Raw genomic sequence first — 15,407 nt, forward strand, 5'->3', positions numbered from 1 at the left:
ATCAGCCCCCTTTCTTGCGAAGCCGAAGCCCCGTCTTCTTCAAAATGCGTGTGGAATAGAGTGTGTCGGACGCGTTCAGAGCATCGCCCAGAAGGGCGACGATCTGCTGGCGTTTTTCCTCGACTTCTTCGCGGGATGATCCATGGACCATTGCGAACAGGTTATAGGGCCAAAGGGGCAGGGCGCGCGGACGTTCGTAGCAGTGGGTCACAAAGGGCAGGGCTCCGATTTTCGGACCCACTTCGGACAAAACCATGTCGTTCACGTCCCACACGGTCATGCCATTTGCGGTCATGCCCAGCTTATAGTGGTTGGGGGCGGCGGCGATCCGGCGGATCACGCCACTTTCCTTCATTGCCGCCAGGCGGGTGGTCAGATCAGCCTCGTCCAGTCCGAGCCTATCGGCCACCTCGGCGTAAGGGGCGGGGACGAGAGGCAGGCCAGTTTGCAGCGCTTCGATGATGGCGCGGTCAGTTGCGTCAATGCTCATGCTGCCACCCTGAAACCGATGAAGAATTCCTGAAGCTTGGGGAAACGGTGGACGGGCAGGCCGGTTTCATCCTCGATCTGATCCGAGATAACGTGGATATCTTCGGGCGTTTCGCAGGCCAGCACGAACCACATGTTCAACACATGTGAGCGTTCGTAATTATGGGCGACTTCAGGGTGGGCGTTGACCATCTCGCAGACCGCGTCGAACCGCTCGGGCGACACTTTCATGGCGCACAGACAGAACGCCCCGCCCATCGCGGCTGCGTCAAAGAACGGACCGAAGCGGGTCAGAACACCGGTTTCGCGTAAAGTGCGTACGCGGGTTAGCAGCTCGTCTTCGTCCAGGCCCAGTTTGTCGGCTAAAGGCGCAAAGGGGCGGTGGTCCAGCGGCAAGTCGTCTTGCAACGCATTCACAAGCGCGCGGTCGATATCATCGAGGGGTGTCATTCTGCGGACTCCTTCGCTTTGGCAATCATCGCGCCGGTTTGGCGAAAACAGCGGGTGGAAAAGAGAACTTTGTGGTCCACGTCACCAAGCGCTGGCAGCGCCTTGGCCTTGTCCAAAACCGCCAACGCATCTTCGCGTGATTGGGCGTGGATCATGCAGTAAAGCCTGTAAGGCCAAACATCCGCGACGGGGCGGCGTTCGTAGCAGAGCGTCACGCCGGGCAGGGCGGCCAGCTGGGTGCCGGCCTCAGATACCCGCCCCTCTGGTACGTTCCACACGACCATCGCGTTTGATTTCCAACCCAGCTGGCGGTGACGCACAATGACGCCAAGGCGCGACAGGATGCCCGCATCACTTAGCGCGCGAATGCGGCTGATCACATTTTGCTCGCTGCGGTGAAGTTGGTCGGCAATGACCGCATATGGGGCAGGGACCAGCGGCATGCCGGTGGTCAGAATGCTCATCAGTTCTTTATCGCCTTTGCGGATCGCGGATTGGTCCAGCGCGCGTGGGCTGGCATGGGTGATGGGTGCTGCGTCGGAGTTCATCTTGAACCCAAGATCGATGTTGAAAGGCTGCATCAGGCGCAGATCCAGCACTCGCAACCCCGTGCGGTCCGAGATACGCGCGAGCGAGGCATTCACCGCATCGCGATCCGGCCCGGTTGCGACAAACCAGATGTTCCACTGGTCCTCGCGTTCATAAGAATGGTTGACGCCGGGATCTTCGTTGATGATCGCCGCGACCCTCTCGATTTGACCTTCGGGCGCAGCGACGGCGGCGAGAGTCGACGCTGACAGAGTGTTCGGTGCACAGGTGGCCCCAACCCGCGTGATGCGACTGGCATCTTGCAGATCGGCAAGGCGGGTCAGTACGTCAGCCTCGGTGGTGCCTGTGACCTTCGCAAGCTCTGCGAAGGGTCTGGGCACCACGGGGAAGTCACGCTGCCAGTCGTCCAGCAGGGCGCGATCAATGGGGTTGGCGATATCCTTCATCGGTTAAAGCCCCGTCCGGTGCGCGCGTGCGGTGAAGAAGATGCCCGATGGGCTGTCGGCATCGATCTCGCGCAGCAGCTCGAACGTATGAGTGTCATAGACTTTGACTTTGTTCTCATCACGCACGCTGACCCAAATCTCATGGCCGCGCGGGGTGAATTCCATGTGCAGCACGGCAGGGCCGGGTTTGAATTCGTGGATGATCTTTTTCGTCATCGTGTCGATCACCTGAATGGTGTCGTTCATCGGGTGGGCGAAGTTGACCCAGACCTGACGTCCATCGGGGCGCGCCATTGCGAAGACGGGTTGGGAATAGGTTTGCGTGCGGCCAGTTTCTTCGAGCGTATCCGCGTCGATCCACAGAACCTCGTGATGGCCCACGGCGGGCAGCACAAATTCGGACCCGGTCAGCGCCCAGCCTTCAAGGTGGGGCATTTTGTAGACAGGCATATCTTCCTGTCCTCGGCCATAGTTCGGCAACACGCGGATCGGCTGGGGATCGTCCGCCCACAGGTCCAGCGCGGTCAGGCCGTCTTCACCGAAAAGGCCGGTGATATAGGTGCGTCCGTTGCCGGTGACCAACGCGTCATAGGGGTTTTTGCCCATGTCGGGGATTTTGGTGATCTGAGGGTCGTCTTCACCGGACATATCGGCAATCCACGTTTCGCCCGTGTCCCACATGGTGAAGACAAAGCGACGACCGGGGGCGTCGACCAGCCCGATGGTTTTCGACCCGGTCGGGATGTCCGCGACCAGCTCCAGCGTGTCAGCATCAAAGACGCGCACGCCGCCGGGTTCGTAGTTCGATACGGCAACCAGTTTACCGTCATCCGAGATCGCTCCGCCGATGGAGTTGCCGGCTTGCACAACGCGGTTTGCAATCTTGCGTTCAACGATATCGACCTTGGTCAGACCACCGTCGCGGCCGAAGACATAGGCGTAGCGTTCGTCGGGCGAATACACCAGCGAGGCATGGGATAGATCGCCCAAGCCTTCGATCCGCGCAAGTGAGGCGCGGTCGGACTGATCGACCAACAGGACAGAGCCTTTGGCGCGTTCGATTACCAGCCCCAGATCGCCGGTGGCGATGGTTTCGGCAATGGCGGTAGTGCCAAGCGTGGCAGCAAGAGCGATGGCGGAGATCAGGGTTTTCATGGGGTGTCCCCTTTCAGCAGATATTGGGCGATCCATGCGGCTTCGGCCTCGGTGATCAAAGGGCGCCATGGAGGCATCGCGGTGTCGGGAATGCCGTCGAGGATGACGGTCGTTAGCACCTCGGCGTCGTAATGTTCGATTGTCTCGGGTCGGATGTCCGGCCCCAACCCACCTTTCAGCGTCAATCCATGGCACGAGCCGCAATCCTGATGCACCAGTCGGGTTAAAGCCGTCTGGTCTATCGGTGCTTCGCCCCCATGGGCGGCGCCGGTTAGAAGCAGCAGTGCCAAAACGCTACGCATGGGCGGCGATCTCCTCGGCGGGATCGGGCATTGCGCCTGCGTAGAGCGTGACGACCTTGCCGATGACAAACAGTGTCGGTGGCTTCAAGCCTGCCGCCCGCGCGTCCTGTGCGATGTGATCTAGGGTCGAGATCAAGCGCTTTTCATCCACAGTCGTGGCTTTTGAGATCGCCATAACGGGTGTCGCACCGGGCAGGCCTTCGGTCATAAGACCAACAGCGATCTGGCCGATATTGGCCACGCCCATGTACACGACAAGCGTCGTGTCAGGATTGGCCAGTCGTTTCCAATCAAGGTCCAACACATCGTCGGCCTGACGATGGCCGGTTACATATTGTACGCCTGTTGCCAGGCCGCGATGGGTCAGTGGAACGCCGGTGACACTGGCCACACCTTGGGCGGCGGTGATGCCGGGGGCATATTCGACTTCGATGCCTTGGGCCTGCAAATGTGCAGCTTCTTCGGATCCACGCCCGAAAATCAGGGGATCACCTCCCTTAAGCCGCGCAACAGTGCGCCCGGCGCGGGCCTCTTCGGCTAAAATCTCGTTGATACCTTCTTGCGGGACAGTGTGGCGGTCTGAGGACTTTCCCACGAAAATCATCTTCGCATCTGCGCGCGCCATGCCGACAATCTCGTCCGAGACGAGGCGGTCATAGACCACCGAGTCGGCCTCAATCAGCATGCGGGTGGCCTTCATGGTCATCAGCTCCGGGTCTCCGGGGCCAGCGCCGATCAGATATACTTTACCGGTCATTCGTTCTCTCGCTCGTCAAATGGCTGGCTGGACGCCACACACCACTTGGCAGACGAAAGCGCTGGTTCGCGCGTGCAAGAAACATCGCCAGCGGGTGAGGCTTGGGCCGGTTTATGACGATAGAATGGGCCGGCGCGCGCGCGGGTGCCTTGACGAATGTTAAGGGGGGAGAGGTTTGGGCGCGGGGCAATGCCTGGTTTGTGGACCAGAGCCGCCGTTCAGAATATTAAGTGCAAGTCCGAACCAGCGTGGCGCGGTCGGTCCGTGAGCATTTTGTTCTCAGCCGCGTTCGTCCAGATTACATAGACAGGTGATCGGCTCCGAAATGTCTGATTGATAGCTTGCAGCGGTCGAAGCGTCCGCAAGTGCATCCATTTTCTTCGCCAACTTAAGATCCAGATGGGTTAGACCGTCGGCGTCGTGTGTTGCCAACGTGACGTCGACAGTTCTGTAAACATTGTGCCACTCGGGGTGATGGTTCCACTTTTCACACCAAATCGCTACGCGGGACATCCAGCCCCAAGCCTCTATGAAATTTGGAAAGATATATACTTTTCGGATTGCATCGCGGTCCGAAACCGCTCCCCAACCGGCGTCTCCCAAGGGGATGAGATGTTCTTGGCGCTCTTCGGGTGTCAGAATGTCTGCCAATTTCAGCTTTCCTCCACTCTAAAGAATATAACTTGACGAACAGCCGACGGGTTTCTGTATCCGTTCCGGGCTCTAAGCTGGCTTTGGGTATTTTCGCCTGTCGTCATTTGTAAAACAACCTCCAATTGGACATACCAACCTTCCCCCCCTTACTCTGAGGTAACCAAAGGAGGTTACCATGCCCACCATTATTGCCTCAGACTACCAAGTCCTGCGCGATGGATCGTTCAGTTTTGACGATGGGGATCGTGAACAGTGGCCATTTAGCGTGCCAAATGCGTTCCACTATTCAACCTCGTTGCGTAACCACGGTTTACTGACGTTCAACATTCGTCCCGCCGATACCGGACGGTTGACTGTTGTAGCCATAGGCTCTGGCCCCACGACAATCATGAACCGACGGACGTTTTCGCAAAGCCATACGCGGATGCATCAAGAGGCGTTCAATTTGGATGCGATTGTGTCGGCGACCAGTGACTCTATCGGCCAAACCATCGGCAGTCTTTTGATCGAGTTTCAGGTCGAAGATGGTCCGTTGATCTTGTCGGATATCGTCGTCCACTACAAAGTTGCTATCCCTGTGTAGGCGCAGAGGCGCGGCTACTCACCCACCACTTTAACCATCCCGATCATCTTCTGCGTTTCCCAATGGGGGCCGCAGAGGTAGCGTTGATCGCCCTCGGTCAGGAAGGTGAACTCTACCGTTTCCTCGGGGAACGCGCGGTCGCTTTCGGGTTCATCTGGGATGATGACGCTGTGGCTGGTGCGTTTGTCGACATTGACCCAGCGCACGGTGGTTCCGACGGGGACGGTCAGTTCTGCGGGGCAGAAGTTGTATTTGTACATTTTCACCACCGTGACGCCATCGGCATCCGCAGACGGCGCGCCGATCAGGTCGACATAGCGGTCTTCGGCCTCGGCGCAGATGGCGGCGGTTTTGTCATCGTCGGCAAAAGCAGAAGACACCGCACAAAGCGCGACGGTGAAGGGCAGGGTCAGTTTGAGCAGATGAAGTGTCATTGGTGATCCTTTCCCAAATCAAAGGGACGCGGCGGCAGGTAAAGCGTTTTCGGATATTGCTGATTTACAGCAATGTTTGAAAGCGCCCACGAGCTTGTCGGCTCTTGCTGCGGTTCTTCTTCACGCTCTGCAAGCATGAAGAAGAACCGCTTCATTGAGGCCACCGCCGCGCCAGTTTACTGCGCGACCACGTCGATGGTGGCCTCGCTGTTGTCCAGCGCGAGGCTGGTGTTTAGCGTCACATGGTGGAACCGAGCGGCGGCAAAATCATCGTGGATGGCAAAGCCAACCGTGTAGACTGTGCCGGGTTCAAGCGGAACGTCACCCACACCACCAGCCAAAGGCCGCGAGAATGTGACAGTCCAGGTGCCATCCGGTGCCAGATTGGCCGAAGCCGCCATTTCACCTTCATTCACCACGCGTCGATCCAACAGGTATCCGTTTTCAGACGCACCATCAGCATAGACCCGCATCAGGTCCATGAACGCGCCATCAGCCAGAAGCTGGTCGATCTCGGCTGCGTCCTTCAGCTGATCCCAACCACCCTGCGCTTTGCCACGGCGGCCTTTGACCTCGATCTTGGTCCGGCTTTCGGCCAAGTATTTCGTGATCGTTTTGTCGGCCTGAAGTTGCGCTGCGACGTCTCCATTTGCGGCGATTGCTTCGGCACCGGGGTCAAACGGCATATAGGTGTTGTCGGCGTGACAGGTGGCCCAGCAACCGACTTGTTCACCCATTTCGATCCCTTGACCGGTGATCATCATGCCAACCTTGATCTGGTTGTCCGGATCCATCTTGCCGCCATCCACGAAGGGGGCAGGGTGGTGACCGCCATCCGTCCATTGCAGGCGGAAATAGGCGTTCTGATCATCATGCGTGGCTTGCAGCACGGCATTGATCACACCGCGTTTGCCGGGGATGGGCGTTGGCTCAAGCTCGTCGCCTTTGCCACCACCGCCGGCGACGATTTTGTTGCCAATGGTCTCAAGCTCGGCCGCGTGGCATGTGGTACATTGATCGCCGCCTTTGGTCAGCGGACGGGCGCCCCCGTGTTGCTTGCCGTTTTGAACCCACTCAAACGAGGCTTGACCCGGATAGAACAGGGTCAGGTCTGTTGAAGGCACGTTGTCCCAGTTGACGTTTGAGGCAACATCGCCGCCAGATGGGGCGCCAGAGGTCGTTGCGCCAGAGGTATCAGACGCCGTTTCCTCAGACCCAGTCATTTCAGCTTCGACCTTGGCGCGTTCATCAACGCGAGCGGCTTCGACGGCAGCCATGATGCGGGCTTTTTGCGCCTCTTCATCGGCTTTACGGGCGGCCGCTTCTTCGGCCTCTTTCGCTTCGACACGGGCAAGGCTGTCCAGATAGGCCTGTGGAATTTCACGGGCGAATTTGGGGTTCGGGGCTTCCAGCGCTTCCAAATACTCCTCGTCCGCGCGATCACGCAGATCGAGGTGTGCAATACCCTTGTGGCAATCGATACAGGTCTGCCCGTTCTCCATCGCGTTCAAGTGTTGCTGACGGGCGCGTGGGGCCTGAAATTCAGGCATCATACTGTCGAAGTGGTGACAGTTGCGGCATTCGCGGCTGTCGGTAGCCTTCATCCGCTCCCATTCATTCATTGCCAGATGCAGGCGCTTGGCGTCAAACTTCTCGGGCGTGTTGATGGTGCCGGTCAGTTTGCCCCAGACTTCTTTTGAGGCTTGGATTTTACGGATGATCTTGTGGGTCCAGTCTTTGGGAACGTGGCAGTCGGAACAAACAGCACCAACGCCAGACCGGTTCACATCGTGAATGGTTCCCTGATATTCTTTATAAACGAAATCCTCCATCTCGTGGCACGAGATGCAGAAATCTTTGGTGTTCGTGGCCTCCATGACGGTGTTGAACCCGCCCCAGAAGATTATGCCGGCAACGAAGACACCTGCGATGCCGGCAAGCGGCATACCCCACAGGAAATATCGCCGCCAGAGTGGCTTTTTGGGTTCTTGACCATTGGTCATAATCCGAGCTCCGTATTGGCTGTGTCTCAGGTTTTTCGAAACGCTTTCGAACGTGCGGCCTGGGGTTCCGGGCAGCAATAAAGGGGCGGGCGTGGTGCCCGCCCCCTGACTTTCGTGAGCAGTCGTCCTTAGGTGACGTGGTTCGAACGATTATAGACGTTGAACTTGCCGGTTGGCGCGTAGAGACCTTTGATGCGCGCCTTCTCTTCCAGCGTTTCGGCGTCATAGATCACGATCTCGCCGTTTGGCTCTAGCGAGTCTGACAAGTTCCAGTTCGAGACCCAAACCTCGGTGCCGTCAGCGTTGAACTCGAAGTGCACAGCGGCGTGGCCTTCTTGTTCGGTCAGCTGGATTGTTTTCACAATCTCACCGGTTTCTTTGTCGATGACCTGAACCGATTGCTGCACTTCCGGGTCGGGGTGCTTGGTTTGGTCCGCCCAAACGTATTTCGACGTTGGGTGGGTACGGATGAATAGGCCGGGGCCGTCTGTTTCAACCGTGTAGCAGACCTTCCAGGCGTTCTCGGCGCTGGCTTCGGGGTCATTGCCCCAAACCGTAACTTCGCCGATCCCAAGGTGGGTAGTCCCGGCAACGGGGCCACATTTCGGATCGTTCCAGTTGGCACCTGGCCCGGGGTGGGGCAGGGCGCCCACATCAATCATGGCCTCAAGCTTGTGATCCTGAGTGTCCACCACAACCATCTTGTTCGAGGCGTTCGCCGCAATCTGGAAGTAGCGACCGGTGGGGTCAAAGAACCCATCGTGCAGGAATTTCGCTGTGTCGATCTTGTCGATGGTCAGATTGTCGAGATCGGTGTAGTCCACCTGCCACATCTGGCCCAGCTCTTTCACCGCGACCAGCCATGTCGGCTCGTTCGGAGTGGTGTAGATGGCGGCCACGCGGCTTTCTTCCACATAATCCCCGTCGATGTTTACACCGCGTGTCGATACGACCTTCAGCGGTTCCAAGGTATCGGCGTCGGCAATCACGAAATGCGGAGGCCAGTAGCCGCCACCAATGACGTATTTGCCATCGCCCGACACCGCAACGTCGCGGGCGTCATAGGCGATCTTAACCTCGGATACCAACATCTTGTCCGGTGTCTGCCAGAGGTCGATCTTGGTCATTTTGCCATCGCGACCCATCGTGTACCAGAAACGGCCGGGGTTCTTGGGCTCTTCGCCCTTGTGGTGCTCGGTCGCCTTGATGACGTGCACCGCATAGCCGGTCGGGATGTGGGTCAGCACCTCTTTGGTGTCACCATCGATGACCGCCACTTTACCGGCGTCACGCTCGATCACGACGAAGAAGTTTTCCCAGTTGCGGCCGTGCAGCGGCTCGGTCGGGTAGTCGGCTTCTTCGACATAGACCTTGCGGGTCTCTTTCATTTGCGCCAGCGACATTTCCGGCGGCTTGGGTGCCTCCATCATGATATAGGTCGCCATGTCTTTGATCTGTTCTGGTGTCATGATGTCCGAGAAGTTGTTCATCCCGCCTTCAGTGCCCCAGGCGATGATCTTTTCAAGACGTTCCTGACCAAGTTGAAGTGTTCCGCCTTCGGTAACAGTGCCATCAGCTGCAGTTTTCTTCCAATGTGGCTCAAGGTTCTTACCGGTGGCGCCTTTGCGCAGAACGCCGTGGCAACCTGCACATTGCTCGAAGTAGAGCTGTTTAGAAGCGTCGAAGGCTTCGGGGCTCAGGGTGGGACCTTCGGCATATGCAGGCATAGCAACACTGCCGAGCATCATGGCAAAGCCAATCCCGAGCGAACTACGAATTTTCTTTTGGGTGGTTCCAAGTGACATGATCACTCTCCGTTTGCTGGTGAGGCAAAAAGAGAATGCAATTTGCAGCGCCCGCGCTTCTTGACATTTGTCAACGAAGGGCGGGATTTTAACTTTTGGATGGCAAGCCGTCGGAGCTTGCAGGTTGCCGGATGTAGGAATCAACCTTCGGTGAGGGCTGCGACAAGTCCTTTGCGTTTCGCGGCACACTGGCTTAAATGCTGAGCCAAGTTATAGTTACATTAGCGCCCGAAATTTTGGCGCAGAGAGTTAATAGGGCACCGATATCGTGGCCACAGCCGAGCACATCGCGCCTAAGTCTTTTGGCGCTGCAAACAGTAAGAAGCGCGTCCTGCCGCTACCGGTCCTGATCTATCTGATCGTGGTCGTGGTGCCGTTCCATTTCAATGCTGGTCCTGTATTGCTGACCGGCGTCCGGGCGTTCTTGCTGGTGCTGATCGTGCCGCTGACGATTAAGCTTTTCACGGGTAAGTTTGGGCGACTTGTGTTCGCCGATTTCCTGTTCTTTCTGCATATGGGATGGGCTGCGATCGCATTGTCAGTCAACAACCCGGACCGGACGGTCCAGTTCATCGGCTCAAACGCGGTTGAATTCTTGGGAGGCTACATACTGGCGCGGGCCTATGTACGCTCGCCCGAGGTCTTGATGGCGGTTTGGAAGGTCCTGTTTGTTGTTGTGATCCTAACCCTGCCATTGGCTGCGTTCGAAGCCGTCACCGCCCGACCCATAGCGATCGAGATCATCAGCAAGCTGCCCGGCATTCAAAGCCTTGCCAATATTGTGATGGAATCGCGTATGGGACTGGATCGGGCTCAGGTCGTCTTTGCACACCCGATCCACTACGGCCTGTTTTGTTCGGTGACATTTTCTTTGTGCGTTGTTGGCATGAAAAAAGAGTGGGGCAATTTTCGCCGCTTGTTGACCACCGGTATGATCTGTACCGGCGTCTTTTTGTCATTGTCCAGTGGAGCGCTATTGCCGGTGGCGCTTCAAATCGGATTGATTATTTGGGCGGCTGTATTCGACAAGCTTAAGGCGCGGTGGATGCTCTTGATGTCGCTGATTGTGCTCGCGTACATCACCATCGATTTGCTTTCGAACCGGACGCCAATTCGCGTGTTCATGAGCTATGCGACGTTCTCTCCGCATAATGCGTTTTGGCGTGGGTTGATTTTTGAGTACGGCATTCAGAATGTGTGGGACAGTCCTGTATTTGGGATCGGCCTGAATGATTGGAAACGGCCAGGCTGGATGCATGCGAGCACCGTTGACAACTTCTGGCTGCTGATTGCGATGCAGTTTGGGATCCCCGGCTTCATCCTATTGGTGATTGGATATTTCGAGATTTTGATCCGCATAGGCGTCAGTAAAGTAGATGCAGATCCGGTCACATGGCGGTTGCGCCGCGCCTATATGTTTTCGTTCATCGGCATGACCCTGACGTTGAGCACGGTGCATGTCTGGACGAATATTTACTCGTTTACGTTCTTTATGCTTGGCAGCGGGGTTTGGTTTATCTTTGCCAAACCGCAAGCTCCTTCGGATGCGCCCGAGATTGAAGAGGAAGCAAGTGGCAGGCGCCCCAACCTTGCGCGGATTTCGAAGGATGCGCCTGTGCTGGCGCGTGGTCGCGCCCCTGAACCAACGCCAAAGAAAGAGACAGCGACGCTTTCCAGACCAAAGGAAGACGCGAGCGCGAAACGTCGTGGGGATGGCGTTCCGTTCACCCGATTCCCAAACGGGTCCGAGCCGAAACGTCGCCGATAATAAGGCGGGTCAGAAAAGCCTTTTACGCGTCATTCCGACGAGGCGCCGCAATCGCCGCTTCAAAGGCAAGTGCCCAGTGATCAAGAGCTCAAAGTCCTTCTTGCGCATCTGCCCCTGGACCGATGCGCGCGGACGAAGAAAAGCGCTTTTGTTCATTGCGCCGCAATCACTGGAATAGGCGCAGGTATATCCGTTCTTGCGAAGGGCTCTCAGAACCGCTGCGTTGTAGCCGCCGAAGGGGATGCCCGCTGTGGTGATGGGGATCCCGCAAACCTCTTCCAACGCGGCGCGAGAGTCTGCAAGTTCGTGGGTTAGATCGGCCGGGGGCAAAGTGCTCCAGTTTCGATGATCTACCCCATGGCTTCCAATGGTCATCCCGTCTGATTGAAGGGTTTGGATGTCGGTCGCATCCAAGGAACCAGCTTGTCCGATCCGACCCGTCAGCACAAAGAAATCCGCAACCAGTCCGCGCGTCTTGAGCTCGGGCAAGCCAATTTCGATGTCCGAGATGTTGCTGTCATCAAAACTGATGCGAATGTCATGGCTGCTCGGGTGGGCTGCGATCAGGTCCAGCACCTGTCGGAACTGGTCTTTGCTGACCCAGTATGCGGCCTCGTCTGGTTCAAGCTCTCGTTTCGGGGTGCCTATGCCATGGAAGATGATGCCAACGGTCATGTTATCTACGCCCCTTAAGACGACCATAGGCGGCCTCTAAGCCCAGAACCAGCGTGGACCACGGCCAACTTGGTCGCGCCTCATAAGGTCCAGGGGCATCAATGGCTACTCCGTTCATCCGATCTTTGAACCGGGCTACGGCGGGGTTCTCTTCGAAATCTACGCCGCCTAGGTCATACCAATCCAATCCGCGATCGCGCGACAGGTTGATTCCTTCCCAAGTCAGGAAGAACCCAGCCCGCAAGCGTCGGCCAGCATCGGCGGTGGCTCCGAACAGATACGTCGTGACTTTGCCAGAGGTGCCGATGACGATCCCCGCCAAGTCTTGGCCGTCTTTGGTGGCGATCAGAATATCATAGCGTAGGTCTTCGCCCTCCAGATCGAAATGAAACTCCGGCGAAATGTCGGGTTGGAATCCTTTCTCTTTCTGGATGTCGTCGAATAGCGAAAGAAATCGCTGTTGCAATTCGGGCGAGTACCCGGTGTCCAATGACAGGCCCGATTTCCACGCATAGCGCAGATCGGTGCGCCACTTGCCCATCAGCTCTTTCAACATAGTGTCGTGGTCTTTGCGCAGGTCCATGGCAAAGGACAGATACGTTGGCACTTTGTCCGTTGGCATGAAATCGCAAACCGCTGCGCTGCGGTCCGTCTGAGGTTTGTCATGCAGCGCGATCCCCGGGAAGCGCAGACGTAATACATGCCCTTCGCGACCACAAAGTTGATCACGCAAGGCTGTCAGGATATCTTGCAACCGGTTGTGATCGGGGTCGTTCCCATCGACGGGCAAAACTAACGGGCCCGATGGCACCCATGCGATTCCGCGACCCAATCCGGGGATGGTCTTTAGTCGGATTGATGTGGCCGCAATCATTCTCCCATCAGCCTCGACCACAAGAAACTTCAGCACGCCACCAATCCGCTTGGCCGCGGCGGTTCCGTAGGTCAGGCTTTGCTCAAAACTAAGGTCACGGAATTGTTGGGACACTTCGGGCCAGTCTTCAGCCGAGATATAACGCGTGGTCACCATGCTACTCATTATATCCTCGTCTTGATCCAATGGCGCGAAAGCGCGTGGAATTTCATCCCGGTGCGTGCGCGGATGCGGGGGGCGAGTTTTATGAACCACAGGCGATAGTAAAGGAAGTTAAAAGCTTCTGACCATGCGAGCACAAGCTTTAACCGACGCCGTGTGCTCGCGGTTGGTCGAGACAGGATGATCTGGTGAACATCCACCATCTGCCCACCGTAAGACAGCTTGTAAGGATATGTGCCCATCCCGCCTTCGACCCTTGTGACGCCTTGTTCGATCATAGCCTTGATCATTTGGACCAGTCCAACTTTACCGATGCTCAGCTTGTCGGCAGTGTCGTCCAAACTACGGGCTGGAAGGCGCCAGTGACATGTGCCGCCGCAGACGAGTGCAAACTGCGCGGCAAGTGGGCCGCTTTTGCCGGTTTGCGAGTGAAACTGCACCTGTTTTTTATCTTTCAGGGTGTCGGCCAGGTCCGGATAGAATGCGCTGCTTCCGGGCCAATCATGGAAATGTCCCCCTTTGCCGACGGCTTGCCACTGGATGTTGTGAAATTCGATGAAGTCTCGGAAGTCCTGCGCGTTGGGCACCGTCGTTTCGGTCTTCATGTCGAAAGCGGTTTCCAGTCCTTTCACGTCGCGCCGATATTGGCTGCGCCGTTTCTTTGAGAGCTTCGTCATGTAGTCGTCAAAGTCGGCAGGCAGTTCGAAGACGGTATGCGCACCCGCAGGTTTATCGATCCGGTCCGCGATCGAAGGATCGATCGAGATTGCTGGGGGCAACATCTCTGACAGCTCCGATACGGGGGTCAGGCTGATGGCGTCGATGCCATCATTCGTTAACAGATCGCGGCATGCGGTGTTCCAGATGGTGGATTGCGCATGCTTCAAGATTGGCAATCGGAAAATCAGGCAATGAGGATCCGTACCCGCCAGACGGGCCAAAGTGACGGGAACGGGTCCCGCCCATAGCCGTTCGATGGAGAACGGAAGGACACCGACGAGCTTACCCCGATCACGCATTACAAGGCACTTTAAGAGGCGGTTCTTCCCGAAATGTCGCCACCAAACTTTAAACCAGCCGGGCGTGAGATAGATGTCGGTATGAGTTTCATTGGCCAGTACTTCCCATTCTGCTTCAAGCGCCATGACCGCTTTGGGGTCGTTCAGCCAAATATGATCGAATGAAGGTGTGACATCATCCGCCATCAGGATACCGGCTCTTTCCCGAGGATCAGGTATCGCAACGATGCCAGCGATAGGCGAACCTTGGCTTTGGTTTCGGGGTCACTACGAAATAGGCGCATGGCTCCAAATACAGTGAGACGTAGCATTGCGGATAGGATGTTGATCAGTTTTGCGCCGATAAACCCGGCCTGCCCGTGATGTTTGCGCGCATAAATCAGATGGCTTTTCTGCATCTGGACGTGCATTCTTGATCGGATTTGCGATGTGCTTTTGGAACCGCCATCCAAATGGATGATCTGGGCCTCAGGCGAAAATACACAGCGCCAACCGGCCTGCCGGATGCGATAGCACCAGTCTGCCTCTTCTGAATATACAAAGAACGCATCGTCCAATGGGCCGACCTTCTCCAGGACGTGGCGGGGGACCAGCATGAACATGCCCGATACCACATCGACATCACGCTCGGATTTGCGATCCCAGTTCGTATACCATGGGCGGGCAAAGAGAGGAACCAGATCACCCAATCGCATCAACCCAAAATCCACGATCGCCAGATTCAAAAACCCGGGCTCGGCAAAACAAGTACGTTGGATCACGTCGGGGCCCTCCAATACCTGGCATCCGACGCATCCGACATCCGGGTGTCGACCGAGCCAATCAAGCATCTTGTCGATGGCCCCGTCCAGAATGATCGTGTCCGGGTTCAGCAGCAGAACATGTGCGCCGCGCGCCACGGCAAGCCCCTGATTGTTGGCGGCAGCAAAGCCGTTGTTCTCGGAATTGGCGATCAGGACAGCTTGCGGGAACTCGTCGCGCACCATTTGCGCCGATGCATCAGCACTTGCATTGTCGACGACAATCATCTCACAACTGGCACTGGTCTGATCGACAATTGACTGCAAACAATCCCGCAACAAATCGCAGGTATTCCAGTTTACGATGATAACTGATACGTCGACCTTGGTCATATCAGATATATCTGAGGTTGTTTCAGCGTCCATGACTAACGTTTCTCTTAAATAATTACTTAACTTCTATTATTTTAACGCCATACAGAATCTATTAATTTATGTCACGGCTTGGATGTGTCAGCGATATCACTGTCCGGGCGATCATT

17 protein-coding genes are annotated in these 15,407 nt (G+C 56.7%); 2 read left to right on the plus strand and 15 right to left on the minus strand.

All coding sequences use genetic code 11. From position 1 onward, the window contains the following. Position 1: 1 nt before the first annotated feature. The 7 genes from ahbB (V6N04_RS12575) to V6N04_RS12605 all read right to left on the minus strand — a co-directional run bounded on the left by ahbB (V6N04_RS12575) (position 2) and on the right by V6N04_RS12605 (position 4,799). Positions 2-490, minus strand: a complete 489-nt coding sequence (gene ahbB / locus V6N04_RS12575; protein WP_371170525.1) for a siroheme decarboxylase subunit beta — start codon at positions 488-490, stop codon at positions 2-4. Then, positions 487-939: an Lrp/AsnC family transcriptional regulator gene (locus V6N04_RS12580; RefSeq protein WP_371170526.1), complete on the minus strand. Its 453-nt coding sequence runs from the start codon at positions 937-939 to the stop codon at positions 487-489. The genes ahbB (V6N04_RS12575) and V6N04_RS12580 overlap by 4 nt, the downstream gene beginning before the upstream one ends. Further along, positions 936-1,934 carry a siroheme decarboxylase subunit beta gene (ahbB, locus tag V6N04_RS12585; protein WP_371170527.1) on the minus strand — a complete coding sequence of 333 codons (999 nt, stop codon included), beginning with the start codon at positions 1,932-1,934 and terminating at the stop codon, positions 936-938. Before ahbB (V6N04_RS12585) ends, V6N04_RS12580 begins: the two co-directional genes overlap by 4 nt. Positions 1,935-1,937: 3 nt before the next feature. Beyond that, on the minus strand, positions 1,938-3,089 hold the full coding sequence (locus tag V6N04_RS12590) for a cytochrome D1 domain-containing protein (RefSeq protein WP_371170528.1): 1,152 nt from the start codon (positions 3,087-3,089) through the stop codon (positions 1,938-1,940). Further along, complete coding sequence (locus V6N04_RS12595; protein ID WP_371170529.1) at positions 3,086-3,391, minus strand: c-type cytochrome; 306 nt, start codon at positions 3,389-3,391, stop codon at positions 3,086-3,088. The genes V6N04_RS12590 and V6N04_RS12595 overlap by 4 nt, the downstream gene beginning before the upstream one ends. Then, complete coding sequence (cobA, locus tag V6N04_RS12600; protein WP_371170530.1) at positions 3,384-4,148, minus strand: uroporphyrinogen-III C-methyltransferase; 765 nt, start codon at positions 4,146-4,148, stop codon at positions 3,384-3,386. The genes V6N04_RS12595 and cobA overlap by 8 nt, the downstream gene beginning before the upstream one ends. Positions 4,149-4,427: 279 nt before the next feature. Further along, positions 4,428-4,799 (minus strand): 4a-hydroxytetrahydrobiopterin dehydratase, encoded by a 372-nt coding sequence (locus V6N04_RS12605; RefSeq protein ID WP_371170531.1) that lies wholly within the window; start codon positions 4,797-4,799, stop codon positions 4,428-4,430. Positions 4,800-4,977: 178 nt separating this feature from the next. Here V6N04_RS12605 and V6N04_RS12610 point away from each other — a divergent pair, with 178 nt between their 5' ends. After that, on the plus strand, positions 4,978-5,385 hold the full coding sequence (locus V6N04_RS12610; protein ID WP_371170532.1) for a hypothetical protein: 408 nt from the start codon (positions 4,978-4,980) through the stop codon (positions 5,383-5,385). A gap of 14 nt (positions 5,386-5,399) precedes the next feature. Here the strand turns inward: V6N04_RS12610 and V6N04_RS12615 are convergent, their stop codons facing one another. The 4 genes from V6N04_RS12615 to V6N04_RS12630 form a co-directional block, all read right to left on the minus strand. Beyond that, entirely contained in the window at positions 5,400-5,819 is a 420-nt protein-coding gene (locus V6N04_RS12615; RefSeq protein ID WP_371170533.1) for a cupredoxin domain-containing protein, read from the minus strand. Continuing rightward, a complete protein-coding gene (locus tag V6N04_RS12620) occupies positions 5,816-5,974 on the minus strand; it encodes a hypothetical protein (protein WP_371170534.1) in 159 nt (52 codons plus the stop codon). The genes V6N04_RS12615 and V6N04_RS12620 overlap by 4 nt, the downstream gene beginning before the upstream one ends. Before the next feature lie 21 nt (positions 5,975-5,995). After that, positions 5,996-7,822, minus strand: a complete 1,827-nt coding sequence (locus V6N04_RS12625) for a NapC/NirT family cytochrome c (protein WP_371170535.1) — start codon at positions 7,820-7,822, stop codon at positions 5,996-5,998. A 128-nt stretch (positions 7,823-7,950) separates the two neighbouring features. Further along, on the minus strand, positions 7,951-9,627 hold the full coding sequence (locus tag V6N04_RS12630) for a cytochrome D1 domain-containing protein (RefSeq protein ID WP_371170536.1): 1,677 nt from the start codon (positions 9,625-9,627) through the stop codon (positions 7,951-7,953). A 268-nt stretch (positions 9,628-9,895) separates the two neighbouring features. On the opposite strand from V6N04_RS12630, the gene V6N04_RS12635 reads away from it, so the two are divergent. Next, positions 9,896-11,395 carry an O-antigen ligase family protein gene (locus V6N04_RS12635; protein WP_371170537.1) on the plus strand — a complete coding sequence of 500 codons (1,500 nt, stop codon included), beginning with the start codon at positions 9,896-9,898 and terminating at the stop codon, positions 11,393-11,395. Positions 11,396-11,404: 9 nt separating this feature from the next. On the opposite strand, the gene V6N04_RS12640 is transcribed toward V6N04_RS12635, so the two are convergent. Genes V6N04_RS12640 through V6N04_RS12655 form a run of 4 tightly spaced genes read right to left on the minus strand, consistent with a single transcriptional unit; the run spans position 11,405 to position 15,291 of the window. Then, complete coding sequence (locus tag V6N04_RS12640) at positions 11,405-12,070, minus strand: polysaccharide deacetylase family protein (protein ID WP_371170538.1); 666 nt, start codon at positions 12,068-12,070, stop codon at positions 11,405-11,407. Position 12,071: 1 nt separating this feature from the next. Further along, entirely contained in the window at positions 12,072-13,109 is a 1,038-nt protein-coding gene (locus V6N04_RS12645) for a lipid II:glycine glycyltransferase FemX (protein ID WP_371170539.1), read from the minus strand. Further along, a complete protein-coding gene (locus V6N04_RS12650; RefSeq protein ID WP_371170540.1) occupies positions 13,109-14,311 on the minus strand; it encodes a GNAT family N-acetyltransferase in 1,203 nt (400 codons plus the stop codon). Before V6N04_RS12650 ends, V6N04_RS12645 begins: the two co-directional genes overlap by 1 nt. Next, on the minus strand, positions 14,311-15,291 hold the full coding sequence (locus V6N04_RS12655; protein WP_371170541.1) for a glycosyltransferase family 2 protein: 981 nt from the start codon (positions 15,289-15,291) through the stop codon (positions 14,311-14,313). The genes V6N04_RS12650 and V6N04_RS12655 overlap by 1 nt, the downstream gene beginning before the upstream one ends. Positions 15,292-15,407: the final 116 nt, after the last annotated feature.

The organism is Aliiroseovarius conchicola, assembly GCF_041403445.1.
Lineage (GTDB): Bacteria > Pseudomonadota > Alphaproteobacteria > Rhodobacterales > Rhodobacteraceae > Aliiroseovarius > Aliiroseovarius conchicola.

Excerpts from the sequence above, each read along its gene's own strand:
- V6N04_RS12640 (WP_371170538.1), bottom strand. The coding sequence starts at position 12,070 with ATGACCGTTGGCATCATCTTCCATGGCATAGGCACCCCGAAACGAGAG.
- V6N04_RS12615 (WP_371170533.1), bottom strand. The coding sequence starts at position 5,819 with ATGACACTTCATCTGCTCAAACTGACCCTGCCCTTCACCGTCGCGCTT.
- V6N04_RS12645 (WP_371170539.1), bottom strand. The coding sequence starts at position 13,109 with ATGAGTAGCATGGTGACCACGCGTTATATCTCGGCTGAAGACTGGCCC.
- V6N04_RS12655 (WP_371170541.1), bottom strand. The coding sequence starts at position 15,291 with ATGGACGCTGAAACAACCTCAGATATATCTGATATGACCAAGGTCGAC.
- V6N04_RS12650 (WP_371170540.1), bottom strand. The coding sequence starts at position 14,311 with ATGGCGGATGATGTCACACCTTCATTCGATCATATTTGGCTGAACGAC.
- V6N04_RS12610 (WP_371170532.1), top strand. The coding sequence starts at position 4,978 with ATGCCCACCATTATTGCCTCAGACTACCAAGTCCTGCGCGATGGATCG.
- V6N04_RS12625 (WP_371170535.1), bottom strand. The coding sequence starts at position 7,822 with ATGACCAATGGTCAAGAACCCAAAAAGCCACTCTGGCGGCGATATTTC.
- V6N04_RS12580 (WP_371170526.1), bottom strand. The coding sequence starts at position 939 with ATGACACCCCTCGATGATATCGACCGCGCGCTTGTGAATGCGTTGCAA.
- V6N04_RS12630 (WP_371170536.1), bottom strand. The coding sequence starts at position 9,627 with ATGTCACTTGGAACCACCCAAAAGAAAATTCGTAGTTCGCTCGGGATT.
- V6N04_RS12590 (WP_371170528.1), bottom strand. The coding sequence starts at position 3,089 with ATGAAAACCCTGATCTCCGCCATCGCTCTTGCTGCCACGCTTGGCACT.
- ahbB (WP_371170527.1), bottom strand. The coding sequence starts at position 1,934 with ATGAAGGATATCGCCAACCCCATTGATCGCGCCCTGCTGGACGACTGG.
- V6N04_RS12620 (WP_371170534.1), bottom strand. The coding sequence starts at position 5,974 with ATGAAGCGGTTCTTCTTCATGCTTGCAGAGCGTGAAGAAGAACCGCAG.
- ahbB (WP_371170525.1), bottom strand. The coding sequence starts at position 490 with ATGAGCATTGACGCAACTGACCGCGCCATCATCGAAGCGCTGCAAACT.
- V6N04_RS12595 (WP_371170529.1), bottom strand. The coding sequence starts at position 3,391 with ATGCGTAGCGTTTTGGCACTGCTGCTTCTAACCGGCGCCGCCCATGGG.
- cobA (WP_371170530.1), bottom strand. The coding sequence starts at position 4,148 with ATGACCGGTAAAGTATATCTGATCGGCGCTGGCCCCGGAGACCCGGAG.